At 67.1% G+C, this 14,360-nt stretch carries 14 protein-coding genes; 4 read left to right on the plus strand and 10 right to left on the minus strand.

Features of this window, described 5'->3' with window-relative positions; all coding sequences use genetic code 11:
* Window positions 1-18: 18 nt before the first annotated feature.
* Window positions 19-2,064 (minus strand): 3-hydroxyacyl-CoA dehydrogenase NAD-binding domain-containing protein, encoded by a 2,046-nt coding sequence (locus ACQ5SP_RS08935; protein WP_430938011.1) that lies wholly within the window; start codon window positions 2,062-2,064, stop codon window positions 19-21.
* A gap of 125 nt (window positions 2,065-2,189) precedes the next feature.
* Between ACQ5SP_RS08935 and paaG the strand changes: the two genes are divergently transcribed.
* Genes paaG through ACQ5SP_RS08955 form a run of 4 tightly spaced genes read left to right on the plus strand, consistent with a single transcriptional unit; the run spans window position 2,190 to window position 5,343 of the window.
* The gene (paaG, locus tag ACQ5SP_RS08940; protein ID WP_430938012.1) at window positions 2,190-2,981 is read left to right on the plus strand and encodes a 2-(1,2-epoxy-1,2-dihydrophenyl)acetyl-CoA isomerase PaaG; all 792 of its coding nucleotides are present in this window, start codon (window positions 2,190-2,192) and stop codon (window positions 2,979-2,981) included.
* Window positions 2,978-3,421 carry a hydroxyphenylacetyl-CoA thioesterase PaaI gene (gene paaI, locus ACQ5SP_RS08945; RefSeq protein WP_430938013.1) on the plus strand — a complete coding sequence of 148 codons (444 nt, stop codon included), beginning with the start codon at window positions 2,978-2,980 and terminating at the stop codon, window positions 3,419-3,421. The genes paaG and paaI overlap by 4 nt, the downstream gene beginning before the upstream one ends.
* An 11-nt stretch (window positions 3,422-3,432) precedes the next feature.
* The gene (paaK, locus tag ACQ5SP_RS08950; protein WP_430938014.1) at window positions 3,433-4,743 is read left to right on the plus strand and encodes a phenylacetate--CoA ligase PaaK; all 1,311 of its coding nucleotides are present in this window, start codon (window positions 3,433-3,435) and stop codon (window positions 4,741-4,743) included.
* A 3-nt stretch (window positions 4,744-4,746) separates the two neighbouring features.
* Entirely contained in the window at window positions 4,747-5,343 is a 597-nt protein-coding gene (locus ACQ5SP_RS08955; protein WP_430938015.1) for a TetR/AcrR family transcriptional regulator, read from the plus strand.
* 48 nt (window positions 5,344-5,391) lie between these two features.
* On the opposite strand, the gene ACQ5SP_RS08960 is transcribed toward ACQ5SP_RS08955, so the two are convergent.
* From ACQ5SP_RS08960 to ACQ5SP_RS09000, 9 genes are all read right to left on the minus strand, one after another.
* Window positions 5,392-6,153 carry a Phenylacetic acid catabolic protein gene (locus tag ACQ5SP_RS08960; protein WP_430938016.1) on the minus strand — a complete coding sequence of 254 codons (762 nt, stop codon included), beginning with the start codon at window positions 6,151-6,153 and terminating at the stop codon, window positions 5,392-5,394.
* Window positions 6,154-6,163: 10 nt separating this feature from the next.
* A complete protein-coding gene (gene paaE / locus ACQ5SP_RS08965; protein ID WP_430938017.1) occupies window positions 6,164-7,234 on the minus strand; it encodes a 1,2-phenylacetyl-CoA epoxidase subunit PaaE in 1,071 nt (356 codons plus the stop codon).
* Window positions 7,235-7,244: 10 nt separating this feature from the next.
* Complete coding sequence (paaD, locus tag ACQ5SP_RS08970) at window positions 7,245-7,718, minus strand: 1,2-phenylacetyl-CoA epoxidase subunit PaaD (RefSeq protein ID WP_430938018.1); 474 nt, start codon at window positions 7,716-7,718, stop codon at window positions 7,245-7,247.
* A complete protein-coding gene (gene paaC, locus ACQ5SP_RS08975; protein WP_430938019.1) occupies window positions 7,712-8,470 on the minus strand; it encodes a 1,2-phenylacetyl-CoA epoxidase subunit PaaC in 759 nt (252 codons plus the stop codon). The genes paaD and paaC overlap by 7 nt, the downstream gene beginning before the upstream one ends.
* The gene (paaB, locus tag ACQ5SP_RS08980) at window positions 8,470-8,754 is read right to left on the minus strand and encodes a 1,2-phenylacetyl-CoA epoxidase subunit PaaB (protein WP_430938020.1); all 285 of its coding nucleotides are present in this window, start codon (window positions 8,752-8,754) and stop codon (window positions 8,470-8,472) included. Before paaB ends, paaC begins: the two co-directional genes overlap by 1 nt.
* A gap of 12 nt (window positions 8,755-8,766) precedes the next feature.
* Window positions 8,767-9,756 carry a 1,2-phenylacetyl-CoA epoxidase subunit PaaA gene (paaA, locus tag ACQ5SP_RS08985; protein ID WP_430938021.1) on the minus strand — a complete coding sequence of 330 codons (990 nt, stop codon included), beginning with the start codon at window positions 9,754-9,756 and terminating at the stop codon, window positions 8,767-8,769.
* A 19-nt stretch (window positions 9,757-9,775) separates the two neighbouring features.
* The gene (gene pcaF / locus ACQ5SP_RS08990) at window positions 9,776-10,978 is read right to left on the minus strand and encodes a 3-oxoadipyl-CoA thiolase (protein ID WP_430938022.1); all 1,203 of its coding nucleotides are present in this window, start codon (window positions 10,976-10,978) and stop codon (window positions 9,776-9,778) included.
* A gap of 290 nt (window positions 10,979-11,268) precedes the next feature.
* Window positions 11,269-11,700 (minus strand): universal stress protein, encoded by a 432-nt coding sequence (locus ACQ5SP_RS08995; RefSeq protein WP_430938023.1) that lies wholly within the window; start codon window positions 11,698-11,700, stop codon window positions 11,269-11,271.
* 12 nt (window positions 11,701-11,712) lie between these two features.
* Window positions 11,713-14,343, minus strand: a complete 2,631-nt coding sequence (locus tag ACQ5SP_RS09000) for a TRAP transporter permease (protein WP_430938024.1) — start codon at window positions 14,341-14,343, stop codon at window positions 11,713-11,715.
* Window positions 14,344-14,360: the final 17 nt, after the last annotated feature.

Raw genomic sequence — 14,360 nt, forward strand, 5'->3', positions numbered from 1 at the left:
CAGTCGGACAGGGCCTGTTCAGGCCCCGAGTAGCAAATCGGAAATTGTCCAGGAGCCGGGGCTCCGCTCGGCGACGTCGCGCATCGTGCGGGCGACCCGGTCGGTGCCGGTCTCGGTCGCGTAATGCATCGGTCCCCCCCTCCAGCGCGGGAAACCGTAGCCGTGGATCTGGACCATGTCGACGTCGGCGTGGCGTTCGGCGATGCCTTCCTCGACGATGCGCGCGCCCTCGTTGACGAGAACGGCGATCAGCCGGTCGGCAATCTCCTCGGCGGTGAAGGCATGGCGCGAGATTCTGTTGTCCGCCGAATACCGTTCGATGAGCGTGTCGACCTCCGCATCGTGCCTTGGCGTCCGGTCGCCCGCCTCGTAGCGGTACCAGCCGCGCCCGCTGCGCTGGCCGAGCCGGTCCATCTCGCACAGCTGGTCGGCGATGGTGACGTAGCGCTCGGCCGGGTCGCGGGTCGCGGCCTGGCGCTTGCGGTTGGCCCAGGCGATCTGCAGCCCCGTCAGGTCCTGCAACTCGTAGGGGCCCATCGGCATGCCGAAGGCGCGCATCGCCGCGTCGACCTCGTGGGGCAAGGCGCCGTCGGCCAGCAGGTAATCGGCCTCGCGACGATAGGCCGAGAGCATCCGGTTGCCGATGAAGCCGTCGCATATGCCCGACAGCACGGCCACCTTGCGGAGCCGCTTGGCGAGCGCGAAGGCGGTGGCGAGCACCGCGGCCTCGGTGTCGGGGGTCTTCACGATTTCCAGCAGCTTCATCACATGCGCGGGCGAGAAGAAATGCAGCCCGAGGCAGCGGCCGGGATTGGCGATGCCGGCGAAGATCTCGCGTGGATCGAGATAGGAGGTGTTGGTCGCCAGGATCGCCGTGCCGTCCACAACGGCGGCAAGCTGCCGGAAGACTTCCTGCTTGACGGCGAGATCCTCGAACACCGCTTCCACGGCGAGATCGACGCCGGCGGCGTCGGCGTAATCCGCGGTGGCGGTGAACCGGGCCAGCGCGGCGGCGTGGTCGTCGGCACGCATCTTGCCGCGGCTGACGGCGCCCTCGAGGAGCCCCGCCACGCGATCATGCGCGGCTGCGGCCGCGTCGGCGTCACGCTCGACCAGGGTGACCGACAGGCCACCCGAAAGCGCCGCCATCGCGATACCCGCCCCCATCAGCCCGCCGCCGACGACGGCGATCCGCGCGACGTCGCGGGGTGCGACGCCGTCGATGGCGCCGGGCCGGGCGACGGTCCGCTCGGCGAAGAACACGTGGCGCAGGGCCCGCGATTCGGCCCCGTCGCGCAACGCCAGGTGCAGCGCGCGTTCCTTCGGCTGCCCCGCGTCGAAGGGCATCTGCGTCGCCCATGCGATGGCGTCGAGATTGTGCAGGGGCGATTGCTGGCCCTTGGACTTCTTCCGCAGCGCCGCGCGGGTCGTGTCGAAGAAGTCGCTGGCCACCGGGGCCACGGGACGCGCGCTGACCGGCGCGGGCCGTTCGGGGAGGGTCTTGGCGAATTCGGCCGCGGCCAGTTCGGGATCGCCATCCGTTACCATGTCGAGGCCGCCCAGGTCATGGAGGGTCTGCGCGTCGAGCATCTTGGCCTGGCAGGCAACCTCGACGCTGGCTTCGACGCCGATCAGGCGCGGCAGACGCTGGCTGCCGCCCGCGCCGGGCACGAGCCCGATATTCACCTCCGGCAGGCCGAACCTCGTGCCCGCCCGCGCGATTCGCCACGCGCAGGCCATGGCGATCTCGAAGCCACCGCCAAGCACGTTGCCATGCATCGCCGCGATGAACGGCACGTCGCTCTGTTCGATCTTCGTGACGACGTCGGGCAGGTGCGGCAGGACCGGCGGCTTGCCGAATTCCGAGATGTCGCCGCCCGCCACGAAGGTCTTGCCGGCACAGGAGAGAATCGCGGCGCGTGCGCCGGCGGCGGCGACCGCGTCGACGGCGCGCTCGAGCCCGGCGCGCACGGCGGCCGATGTCGCGTTGACCGGCGGATTGTCGATCCTGACCCAGGCCAGGTCGCCCTCTATCCGCACCGTCACCGGCTCCCGTTCCGTCATGCTCCCCCCGAATGTCTCGTCTGGCCGCCGCCGGAATCAGCGCGGCGGGTGATTGACCAACATTATTGACCAACCGTTCGGTTTATGCAAATGTTTTGTCGAAACAACCGGAAACGGGACAGGGCATGAGCGATACGATTCTTTCGCAGGATCACGGTGATTGGGTGGAGATTACCCTCAACCGCCCGGATCGGCTGAACTCTTTCAACGACGAGATGCATCTCGCGTTGCGCGCCGCACTCGAATCGGCGCGGGATGGCGGCGCGCGTGCCGTTCTGCTGACCGGTGCCGGGCGGGGCTTCTGCGCCGGCCAGGACCTTGGCGACCGGGACCCGTCCGAGATGGAGGGCGCGCCGGACCTGAGCCGCACCCTGACCGAGTTCTACAACCCGCTGGTGCGGCTGATCCGGTCGCTCGACTGCCCGGTGGTCTGCGCCGTGAACGGCGTGGCCGCGGGGGCAGGGGCCAACGTGGCGCTGGCCTGCGACATCGTCCTGGCCGCCGAGAGCGCCAAGTTCATCCAGTCCTTCGCCAAGGTCGGGTTGGTTCCCGATGGCGGCGGCACGTGGTCCCTGACCCGGCTGCTGGGCGAGGCGCGCGCCAAGGCGCTGGCGCTGACGGCCGAGCCGCTGCCCGCGGCGAGGGCCGCGGAGTGGGGCCTGATCTGGAAGGCGGTGGCCGACACGGCGCTGATGGACGAGGCCCGCACGCTCGCCGCGACGCTGGCCGCCGGGCCGACGGTCGGGCTCGCCCACACGAAGAAGGCGATCCATGCCGCGGCGACCAACACGCTCGACGCACAACTCGACCTCGAAGCCGACTACCAGAAGACCTGCGGCGCGACACCGGATTATGCCGAGGGCGTGTCGGCCTTCCTGGAAAAGCGGCCCGCGAAATTCACCGGGGGACAGGCATGACCGTTTCCGCCCAGGACCGCGCCCGCCGCAGCACGGAGGCGATGTGGGCCAATGACGACGCGTCCAAGTGGCTCGGCATGGAAATCGCCGAGGTCGGGCCGGGCCGTGCCGTGCTGACCATGACCGTCGAGAAGCACCACACCAACGGCCATGACATATGCCACGGCGGCGTGATCTTCAGCCTGGCCGACAGCGCCTTTGCCTTTGCCTGCAACAGCTACAACAAGCATGCCGTCGCCCAGCACAACACGATCACCTTCATCGCGCCGGGGCAGCTTGGCGACAGGCTGACCGCCACCGCGCGCGAGATCAGCCTGCGGGGGCGCAGCGGTATCTACGACGTAACCGTGACCGATTCGGACGGCGCGACCATCGCCGAGTTCCGCGGCTGCTCGCGCATCATCAACGGACAGCATTTCGCCGAAGAGGCGGACGCCTGAAGGGGGGAGACATGAAGGACCTGACGCCGAGGAAGGAAGACCTCGATCGAATCGAAATCGCGTCGCGCGACGAGATCCAGTCGCTGCAGCTCGAGCGGCTGAAATGGTCGCTGCACCACGCCTATGAGAACGTGCCGATGTATCGGCAGCGCTTCGACGAGGTCGGCGTGCATCCAAGCGACCTGAAGACCCTGAAGGATCTCTCGAAGTTTCCCTTCACCGTCAAGCAGGACCTGCGCGATCACTATCCCTTCGGCCTCTTTGCGGTGCCGCGCGACCAGATCGTGCGGGTGCATGGCTCGTCCGGCACCACCGGCAAACCGACCGTCGTCGGCTACACCAGGAACGATATCGACACCTGGGCCGATCTTGTCGCGCGGTCGATGCGCGCCAGCGGAACGCGGCCGGGTGACGTGGTGCACGTGGCCTATGGCTACGGGCTTTTCACCGGCGGGCTCGGCGCCCATTACGGGGCCGAGCGCCTGGGCTGCACGGTTGTGCCGGTCTCGGGGGGCATGACGCCGCGCCAGGTCATGCTGATCCAGGATTTCGAGCCCTCGACCATCATGGTGACGCCGTCCTACATGCTGAACATTCTCGACGAGTTCCGCCGCGAGGACATGGATCCGCGGCTGACCTCGCTCGATGTCGGCATCTTCGGGGCCGAGCCCTGGACCAACGCGATGCGCAAGGAGGTGGAGGACGCCTTCGACATGCACGCGGTCGACATCTACGGCCTGTCCGAGATCATGGGGCCGGGCGTGGCCAATGAATGCGTCGAGACCAAGGACGGGCTGCATATCTGGGAAGATCACTTCTACCCCGAGATCATCGACCCCGAGACGGGCGAGCCGGTCGAGGACGGCGAGCTTGGCGAGCTGGTCTTCACAACGCTCACGAAGGAAGGCCTGCCGATGATCCGCTACCGGACCCGCGACCTGACGCGGCTGCTGCCGGGCACGGCGCGGTCGATGCGCCGGATGGAGAAGATCACCGGCCGGTCGGACGACATGATCATCCTGCGGGGCGTCAACGTCTTCCCGACCCAGGTGGAAGAGCTGCTGCTCGCCACCACCGGGCTGGCGCCGCATTTCCAGATCGAGCTTTTCCGCCACGGGCGGATGGACGCGATGCGGGTGCATTGCGAATGCCTGCCGGCGGCGGCGAGCGAGGAGGGCCGCGCGGCCGCGGCCAGGGCGCTGGGCAAGAAGATCAAGGACACGGTCGGCGTCAGTGCCGAGATCATCGTGGCCGAACCCGGCGGCGTGACCCGGTCGGAAGGCAAGGCGCAGCGCGTCGTCGACAAGCGCCCGAAGGAGTGACCAGTGGCCCGGACGATCGCCAAGGATCATGACGAGAAGCGCGGCCAGATCCTGGCCGCGGCCGCCCGGGTCTTCGCCGAGCAGGGCTACGACCGCGCGTCGATGAGCCTGCTCGCCAGGGAATGCGGAATCTCGAAGGCGAACATCTACCACTACTATGACAGCAAGGAAGCGCTGCTCTACGACATCCTCGATACCTACCTGAAAGAGCTGCGCGACCGCATCGCCGCGGTGGACGGCGCGGGAATGACCCCGGAGACGCATCTGCGGGCGGTCGTGCTCGAGATCCTGATGGCCTATCGCGGCGCGGATGACGAGCACCGGGTGCAGATCGGGGGCATGGCGGCCCTGCCTTCGGAACAGCAGCGCGTCCTGCGCGACTACCAGCGTGACCTCGTGGGCCAGGTGGCCGAGATCGTGCGTGCCGTGGCGCCCGGCGTCTTCGCCGATGACAGCCGCAAGCTGCGCGCCGCCACCATGTCGGTCTTCGGGATGCTCAACTGGTTTTACATGTGGAACCACGACGACAGCGAAGAGGCCCGGCGCGATTACGCGGATCTCGTCACCAAGCTCGTGCTGCACGGGGTGAAGGGACTCTGAACCGCCGCCGGCCGACCGGGCCGTGCGGGACGGCAGGCAGGCGGGGCGTCAGCCGGCCTTGAGGCCCAGTTCCGACAGAAGCGCGCCGGCGTCCTTTTCCCAGCTTGCCAGCAAGTCCGCGTTGGACCGGTGCCGCAGCCCGTAGCCCTTCTGCTGCTCGAAGCGCGCGGATTCGGCGGCGCCGAAGCTTTCGGCCACGCGCGGCCACCAATAGGCGACCGACGCCGCGGCCGCGTCGCGCGCGGCCGGGTCCGCGATTAGCTTGCGCAGGCCTTCCTCGCCAAGCTCGGCGTGGCGCGTCTCGACGGGCAGGATCGCGCGGAAGGCTTCGGCCAGCGGCTGGTAGGAGACCCGGGCGAACTCGTCCAGCTGGATCCTCACGGCGCGGCCCATCAGGACGTTCATCACCACCGCGTCGGTCCAGCCCGCGAGCGGGTAGTGAAAGACCGAGAGACGCATGTCGCCGCCGGTGCGCGTCGGTCCCAGCACCGCGTCACGGTCCAGCCGCGCGGTCCAGGGCTGGTGGGTGGCGTATTTCTCGATATCGGCGCCGAAATCGGCCATGACCTTCATCACGCGTTCCGCGTGATCGGTCTTTTCCATCACGATCCGGCAGGCGGCGATCCGTTCCTTGATGCCGGGCGCCTCGTTGATGATATCCGCGAAGCCGGCCGAGCCGGCCAGTTCGCTGTCCACGAAGGTGGTCATCAGCTTCATCAGTTCCGCGCGGTAGCGCGGGGGCACGTTTTCCGGGTTGGACAGCACCCCGCCCTGCGCGAGATAGCTCTCGATCGTCATGTCCTCGGCCATCGATCTCTCCTTACTGGTCGTAGTCCACGACGACCGTGTCGGTCAGCGGGAAGCACTGGCAGGTCAGCACGTAGCCGCGTGCGACCTCGTAATCCTCGAGCGCATGATTGGCGATCATCTCGACCTCGCCCTCGACCACCTTGGCGCGGCAGGTCGAGCACACCCCGGCCTTGCAGGCGAAGGGCGCGTCCATCTGTTGCCCGAGAGCAGCATCCAGGATGGTCTGGCCGTCCTTGGGCATGGTGAAGCTGTGTGCCGCCCCGTCGAGACGCACGGTCGCCTCGGTGGTGTTGCCCTGGCGGGCCGCGTCGGCAGACACGGCCTTGCGCCGGGCGCGGCCGGGCTGGGCGCTGGCGAAAAGCTCGAACTTGATGCGATCGTCGCCCATGCCGTGGTCGCGCAGCGCCTGCGAAATCGCCAGCATCATCGGTTCGGGGCCACAGATGAACGCCGTGTCGGCGGATTTCACGTCGATCCAGAGCCGGAAGAGCTGGGCGCATTTCTCCTCGTCCACGCGGCCGGTGAAGAGGTCGATCTCCTCGCCGCCGGATTCGAGAACATGGATGACGTTCAGCCGCCCGAGATAGGTGTTCTTCAGATCCTCCAGTTCCTCGCGGAACATGATCGTGTTCACCGCGCGGTTGGCGTAGACCAGCGTGAAGCGCGACTCCGGTTCGCGGTGCAGCACCGTCTTGAGGATCGACAGCACCGGCGTGATGCCCGATCCGCCCGCGAAGCCGAGGTAATGCTTGTCGGCCCCGGGCGCGATCGGCGTGTGGAAGTTGCCCATGGGCGGCATCGCTTCCAGCGTGTCGCCGGGCTTCAGCTCTTCGTTGGCCCAGGTGGAAAAGGCGCCCCCCTCGACCCGCTTGATACCGACCTGCAGCACGCCCTCGTCCTTGCCGGCGCAGATCGAATAGCTGCGGCGCAACTCCTCGCCGTCGAAATCGCGACGGAAGGTCAGGTACTGGCCCGGGATGAAATCGAAGGCCGCCGGATCCTCGGGCCTAAGGGTCACCACGACGGCATCGCGGATCGTCTTCTGCACATCGGTGACGGTCAGGGGGTGGAAGCGTGCCATGCGCCTCTCCTCAGATACACTTGAAATAGTCGAAGGGTTCGAGACAGTCCTTGCAGCGCCACTGCGCCTTGCAGGGCGTGGAGCCGAACTGGCTGACCTTCTCGACGTTCTTGCTGCCGCAACGCGGGCAGTGATCGGGGCCGCCGGCGGCCTGGGGCGGCGCGATGCCGTAGTCCTCCAGCTTCTGGCGGCCGCGCTCGGACAGCCAGTCGGTCGTCCAGGCCGGCGAGATGCGCCGCTCGATCCGGAGCTTTTCGATGCCACGGTCGCGCAGCGCCTTCTCGATCTCGATATTGATCAGCGTCGTCGCCGGGCAGCCGGAATAGGTGGGGGTGACATGGACGACCAGCGTGTCGTCCTGCCATTCCACCCCGCGCACGATGCCGAGGTCGACGACCGAGATCACCGGGATCTCGGGGTCGGGAACCTGGTCGAGCCAGGTCCAGACCTCGTCGGTCGAGGGCAGCGCGGCGGTGCTCACCACGTCGCTCCGGGATAGGCGCGTTGCAGCCACTGCATCTGGGCCAGGATATAGCCCAGGTGCTCTGTGTGGGTGCCGGCCTTGCCGCCCTTGTGGACATAGGCGCCCTCGGGGATGGCGAGCGTCGCCTCGGTCAGCACGCGGGTGACCATCTCGTCCCATTCCTCCTTGAGCGATGCCGGGTCCGGCGCGAGGCCGGCCTCGGCCACGGCCTTGTCGGCGGCATCCGAGAGGAACAGCTCGCCCGTATAGGGCCAGTGATCGTCCAGCGCCGCCTGCATCCGGGCATGGCTCTCGGCGGTGCCGTCGCCGAGACGGACCACCAGATCGGCCGAGCGTTCCAGGTGATAGGCGGCTTCCTTCGACGCCTTGGCGGCGATCTCGGCCACGCGTGTGTCGGAGGATTGCATCAGCCGGCCCAGCATCAGGCTGTGCCAGGCGTCGAAGAGGAACTGGCGCATGATGGTCTGGCCGAAATCGCCGTTCGGGCGTTCGACCAGCAGCACGTTGCGGAAATCCCAGGCGTCGCGCAGATAGGCCAGGTCGTCGGCCGAGCGGCCCTTGCCCTCGATCTCGCCCGCGAGGCCCAGCCACATCTGCGTCTGGCCGATCAGGTCGAGCGCGGTGTTGGCCAGCGCGATGTCCTCTTCCAGCACTGGCGAGTGGCCGCACCATTCGCTGACGCGATGGCCGAGGATAAGCGTGTTGTCCCCCATGCGCAGGAGGAACTCGAAGAAAGCCTCGTCACGGGTCATCACATCGCTCCAACGTCGTCGGGAATGTCGAAGAAGGTCGGGTGGCGATACACCTTGGACTGGGACGGCTCGTAGAGCGGGCCCTTGTCGCTCGGCGAGGAGGCGGCGATGTCGGCGGCCTTCACCACCCAGATCGACACGCCCTCGTTGCGGCGGGTGTAGACGTCACGGGCGTTCTTGATCGCCATTTCTGCATCCGGCGCGTGCAGGCTGCCCACATGGCGGTGGGACATGCCGTGTTGGCCGCGGATGAAGACCTCCCAGAGGGGCCATTCGGTGGACATGGATCTCTCTCCTCACTCGGCCGCGACTTTGGCGGCTTTCTTCTCGGCATGGGCCATGAGCCCGTCGCGGACCCAGGCGCCGTCTTCCCAGGCTTTCACCCGGGCGCCGAGACGTTCCTTGTTGCAGGGGCCGTTGCCCTTGATGACCTCGAAGAACTCCGACCAGTCCGGCTCGGTGAAGTCGTAATGGCCGGTTTCCTCGTTCCACTTGAGGTTCTCGTCCGGGACGGTCAGGCCGAGATACTCGGCCTGGGGCACGGTCTGGTCGACGAACTTCTGCCGCAGCTCGTCATTGGTGTTGATCTTGATCTTCCAGGCCATGGACTGGGCCGAGTGCACCGAGTCCTTGTCCGACGGGCCGAACATCATCAGCGAGGGATACCAGAAGCGGTTCAGCGCATCCTGCGCCATCTTCTTCTGATCCTCGGTGCCGAAGGCCATCTTCATCATGATGTCGTAGCCCTGGCGCTGGTGGAAGCTCTCTTCCTTGCAGATGCGGATCATCGCGCGGCTGTACGGGCCGTAAGATGTCCGCTGCAGCGGCACCTGGTTCATGATCGCCGCGCCGTCGACCAGCCAGCCGACCGCGCCGATATCGGCCCAGTTCAGCGTCGGGTAGTTGAAGATCGAGGAATACTTCATGTCGCCGGAATGAAGCTTTTCCATCAGCTCGTCGCGGCTGACGCCGAGCGTTTCCGCGGCGCAGTAGAGGTAGAGCCCGTGGCCGGCCTCGTCCTGCACCTTGGCCAGAAGGATCGCCTTGCGCTCCAGCGTCGGCGCGCGGGTGATCCAGTTGCCCTCGGGCAGCTGGCCGACGATCTCGGAATGGGCGTGCTGGCCGATCTGGCGGATCAGCGTCTTGCGGTAGCCCTCGGGCATCCAGTCCTTCGGCTCGATCTTTTCGTCGGCATCGACGCGGTCCTGGAACTGCCGCTCTTCGTCGGTCATTTCCTCGCGGCTCTTGATGCCCTTGCCGGTCGATTTCACCATCTGTGCGTACATCTGCGTTTCCTCCCGGTCCTCAGACCCGTTCAAGAATGATTGCGATCCCTTGTCCCACGCCGACGCACATGGTCGCGAGCGCATAGCGCCCGCCGGTGCGCCGAAGCTGATAGGCCGCCGTCAGCACCAGGCGGGCGCCGCTCATGCCGAGCGGATGGCCCATCGCGATGGCGCCGCCATTGGCATTGACATGGGGCGCGTCGTCGGGAAGGCCAAGCTCGCGCAGGACGGCGAGGCCCTGTGCCGCGAAGGCTTCGTTCAATTCTATCACATCCATCTGGTCCAGCGTGAGCCCCGCCTTGGCCAGCACCTTGCGGGTGGCGGGCACCGGGCCGACGCCCATGATGCGGGGCGGCACGCCGGCCGCCGCCATGGCGACGACGCGGACCATCGGTTCCAGGCTCTGGGCTTCTGCCGTGGCCTCGCTGGCCAGAAGCAGCGCCGCGGCGCCGTCGTTCACGCCCGAGGCGTTGCCGGCGGTCACGGTCAGGTCCGGGCCGTTGACGCCCCGCAGCTTGGCCAGCTTCTCGGCCGTGGTGCCGGGACGCGGGTGCTCGTCGGTATCGACGATCACCGGGTCGCCCTTGCGCTGGGGCACGGTGACGGGGACGATCTCTTGCCGGAAAACGCCGGCCTCCTGCGCGGCCGCCCAGCGATCCTGGCTGCGCGCGGCGAAGGCATCCTGGTCGGCGCGGCTGACATCGTAGTCGGCCGCGACGTTGTCCGCGGTCTCCGGCATCGAGTCGACGCCGTGGGCGGATTTCATGCGCGGGTTCACGAAACGCCAGCCGATGGTGGTGTCGTAGACCGCGTTCGCGCGCGAGAAGGCGGCCTCTGCCTTGGGCATCACGAAGGGGGCGCGGCTCATGCTTTCGACGCCGCCGGCGATGACCATGTCGTAGTCGCCGGCGCGAATTCCCCGCGCGGCCATGCCGACCGCATCCATGCCCGAGCCGCAGAGCCGGTTGATCGTCGTGCCCGGCACCTCCACCGGCAGGTCCGCCAGGAGCGCGGCCATACGCGCCACGTTGCGGTTGTCCTCGCCGGCCTGGTTGGCGCAGCCGTAGATCACGTCCTCGACCGCGGCCCAGTCCACGCCGGGGTTGCGGTCTTTCAGGGCGGCAATGGGCGCGGCGGCCAGGTCGTCGGCCCGCACGGCGGAGAGTGCGCCGCCGTAACGGCCGATGGGCGTGCGGATGGCGTCGCAGATGAATGCGCTCATGGGCGTGCTGTCCTCCCGAATCGTGGCGGCGAAATTAGCCGACCGCATGGTCGGTAATAGCAGCGCCGGGGGCATCTGGCAAGAATTAATGTTACCTAAACGGAAAAAATCCACCTATCGTGTAACGCAACTCGGCCGGGACACCGTGGCGCGATCCCGTGGCATCCGTTGCCCGGCATGACAGGGGCCGTGCCGCGGGCATGACAGCGGGGTCCGGTGACCGCCGGCAGCGGGATCGAGGGGGGGCAGGTTCCGCCGTCGCGGGTGCGCGCCGTGCCTGCGGAGGCCGCTCAGACGTCGCGGACGACGAAAACCGATTGCCTGGCGTGCCGGACCACACGCGCCGCGTTCGGCCCGAGAAGGTAGTCCTGCAACTCCGGCCGGTGGGCGCCCATCACGATGGCGTCGCAGCCGAAGGCGTCGGCGGCGTGGATGATCTCGTCATAGATCTTGCCATGGGCCACATGCGGGGTCGCCCCGGCCGCATCGAGCCCGTGATCGGCGATCCAGGCGTTGAGCTTGGTCTCCGCCTCGGCGGTGGCCTCGCGCTCGAAGCCTTTCTTGAAATAGGAGCCGACGATCGACATGCCGAAATCCGGCAGCACGCTGAGCACGTGGAGCTTGGCGTCCTCTTGCCGGGCAAGGCGCAGCGCGGCCTCGGCCGCGCGCGCGGCGCCGCCGTCGTCCTCGAGGTCGATGGGCAGAAGAATGGCGGAAAACATCGCGGGGCTCCTTCAGAAGGCGGCTTGGGTGGCGCGCGGGCGCTGGATCAACACGATCCCCGCCAGCAGGATGAGCGCCGGGATGAAGAAGAGTTCCTTCGGCCAGCGCTCGTTTTCCACCTCGACGGTCGTGATGGTCACCGGCTGGTCGCCGTAGAAGTCGTAGCCGATCCCGAGGCTCTCGAAATGCGGCGTCCCCGGGAAGGGCTCGTCCAGCAGCAGCGCGCCGCTTTCCTCGCGCACCAGGAGTCCCTGCGCCTCGAGCGCGGCCAGCGCGTCGTCCGCGATCGCCGGGACCGTGATGGTGGTCGGTTTCATTTCCCCCGTGTCGAAATCCGGTCCCTCGACCACGAGGCGGATGTCCTTGCCGTCGGCGGTCTCGTCCATCAGGGTCAGGCCGGCCGGACCGGTGGCGGTGGCGTAACGTTCGCTGACCTGGTCGAGGAAGAAATCCGGCCGGAACAGCATGAACGCGATGAAGAGCAGCGCGACCGATTCCCACTTCCGGGACTTCGCGATGAAGTATCCCTGCGTCGCAGCCGCAAAGAGCAGCATCGCGATCAGCGACACGAAGAAGACCAGGATGGCCTTCGCAAAGCCCACGTCGATCAACAGCAGATCCGTGTTGAAGATGAAGAGGAACGGCAGCAGCGCCGTGCGGATGTCATAGGCGAAGCCCTGCACGCCGGTCCGGATCGGATCGCCGCGGCTGATCGCGGCCGCGGCATAGGCGGCCAGGCCCACCGGCGGCGTGTCGTCCGCCAGAATGCCGAAGTAGAAGACGAACATGTGCACGGCGATCAGCGGCACGATCAGGCCCGATTGTGCGCCCACGCTCACGATCACGGGGGCCATGAGCGACGAGACGACGATGTAGTTGGCCGTCGTCGGCAGGCCCATCCCGAGGATCAGCGACAGCACCGCCACGAGCACCAGCAGGATAATCAGGTTGCCCCCGGAGATGACCTCGATCACCTGGCCGATCACCTGGTGCGCGCCTGTCAGGCTGATCGTGCCGACGATGATGCCCGCGGCGCCGGTGGCGACGCCGATGCCGATCATGTTGCGCGCGCCGAGGATCAGGCCGTCGACGAAATCGCGCCAGCCCCGGGCGAGTTCGGTCCCGAAGCCCTGGCTGCGGAACATCGCCTTCAGCGGACGGTGGGTGAGCGCGATGACGATCATGAAGACGGTGGCCCACAGCGCCGAGAGCGCCGGCGACAGCCGGTCGAGGCTGTCCGTGCGCACCATCAGGTTCCAGATGAGAACGAAGATAGGGATCGCGAAATAGGCCCCGCCGATCAGCGTGGGCGTGAGGCGGGGCGCCGTCGGCGGACCGTCGTCGTCCTTGTCCATGGCGATGTCCGGGTAGCGGGCGGCAACGCCCACGAGCGCGATATAGAGAACCGCCAGCAGCGCGACGGCGGCATAGACGCTTTCCCCCATGAAGGGATCGAGCACGGCGCGCAGCCCGATCATCAGGAAGGTGCAGATCCCCAGGAAGATGAAGCCCGAGAGGAACAGGATCATGATCATCAGGACGCCGATGCGGCGTCCGGGCTTCTCGAGACCCTTGAGCCCGATCTTCAGGCTTTCGAGATGCACGATATAGAGAAGCGCGATGTAGGAAATCACCGCCGGCAGGAAGGCGTGTTTCACCACGTCGATATAGGGAATGTTGACGTATTCGACCATGAGGAAGGCCGCGGCCCCCATGACGGGCGGCGTGAGCTGCCCGTTCGTGGAACTGGCCACCTCGACCGCGCCGGCCTTTTCCGCCGGGAACCCGATCCGTTTCATCAGCGGGATGGTGAAGGTGCCGGTCGTGACGGTGTTGGCGATCGAGCTTCCCGAGATCATGCCGGTCATCATCGAGCTCAGGACGGCCGCCTTGGCCGGCCCGCCGCGCAGCGCGCCGAGCAGCGCGATGGCGACCTTGATGAACCAGTTGCCGCCACCGGCCCTGTCCAGCAGCGCGCCGAACAGGACGAAGAGAAAGATCATCGTGGTGGACACGCCGAGGGCCACCCCGAAGACCCCCTCGGTCTGCATCCAGTAGTGCCCGAGCGCCTTCGAGAGGGACGCGCCGCCATAGTTCGTAATGTTGCGCGCCCACTCGGAATAGCCGCCGAAGAAGGCGAACAGGATGAAGCAGCTCGCGACGACGACCAGCGGCAGGCCGAGCGACCGGTAGACCGATATCATGAGGACCGTCATCCCTATGGCGGACATCGTGATGTCGGTCGTGTTCCAGAGCCCCGGCCGATCCGCGATCTCGAAGCGGAAGACCACGAGATAGAGACAGGCCGCGACGCCGAGGGCCATCAGGATCCAGTCATAGAACGGGACCCTGTCGCGCGGGGAGGACTTGAAGAGCGGGAAGGCCAGCGTGGCCAACATGATTGCAAAGGCCAGGTGCACGAACCGGGCCTGGGCAACAATATTGGCGAAAATCCCCATGCCGGTGGCCTGCGCCACGACGCCGGGCAGCCGCGAGGCGATATAGAGCTGGAACACGGACCACGCGATACAGGTCCCGATGATCAGCCTGGCCTGCCAGGCGGCCGAAGGATCGCGCGCGCCGGTGTCGGTTTCGGCCACCATATCGTCGGCGGACCGATCAAGCTCGGGCTGGTCGCTCATGGCTTTTCCCTAGAAAA

Origin of the sequence: Rhodovulum sp. YNF3179, from assembly GCF_050586465.1 — a bacterium.
Taxonomy (GTDB): Bacteria; Pseudomonadota; Alphaproteobacteria; order Rhodobacterales; family Rhodobacteraceae; genus CAJXYS01.

Excerpts from the sequence above, each read along its gene's own strand:
- paaE (WP_430938017.1), bottom strand. The coding sequence starts at position 7,234 with ATGGCACGCTTCCACCCCCTGACCGTCACCGATGTGCAGAAGACGATC.
- ACQ5SP_RS09000 (WP_430938024.1), bottom strand. The coding sequence starts at position 14,343 with ATGAGCGACCAGCCCGAGCTTGATCGGTCCGCCGACGATATGGTGGCC.
- paaA (WP_430938021.1), bottom strand. The coding sequence starts at position 9,756 with ATGTACGCACAGATGGTGAAATCGACCGGCAAGGGCATCAAGAGCCGC.
- ACQ5SP_RS08960 (WP_430938016.1), bottom strand. The coding sequence starts at position 6,153 with ATGGCCGAGGACATGACGATCGAGAGCTATCTCGCGCAGGGCGGGGTG.
- paaG (WP_430938012.1), top strand. The coding sequence starts at position 2,190 with ATGAGCGATACGATTCTTTCGCAGGATCACGGTGATTGGGTGGAGATT.
- paaI (WP_430938013.1), top strand. The coding sequence starts at position 2,978 with ATGACCGTTTCCGCCCAGGACCGCGCCCGCCGCAGCACGGAGGCGATG.
- paaB (WP_430938020.1), bottom strand. The coding sequence starts at position 8,754 with ATGTCCACCGAATGGCCCCTCTGGGAGGTCTTCATCCGCGGCCAACAC.
- paaC (WP_430938019.1), bottom strand. The coding sequence starts at position 8,470 with ATGACCCGTGACGAGGCTTTCTTCGAGTTCCTCCTGCGCATGGGGGAC.
- ACQ5SP_RS08995 (WP_430938023.1), bottom strand. The coding sequence starts at position 11,700 with ATGTTTTCCGCCATTCTTCTGCCCATCGACCTCGAGGACGACGGCGGC.
- ACQ5SP_RS08935 (WP_430938011.1), bottom strand. The coding sequence starts at position 2,064 with ATGACGGAACGGGAGCCGGTGACGGTGCGGATAGAGGGCGACCTGGCC.
- paaK (WP_430938014.1), top strand. The coding sequence starts at position 3,433 with ATGAAGGACCTGACGCCGAGGAAGGAAGACCTCGATCGAATCGAAATC.
- pcaF (WP_430938022.1), bottom strand. The coding sequence starts at position 10,978 with ATGAGCGCATTCATCTGCGACGCCATCCGCACGCCCATCGGCCGTTAC.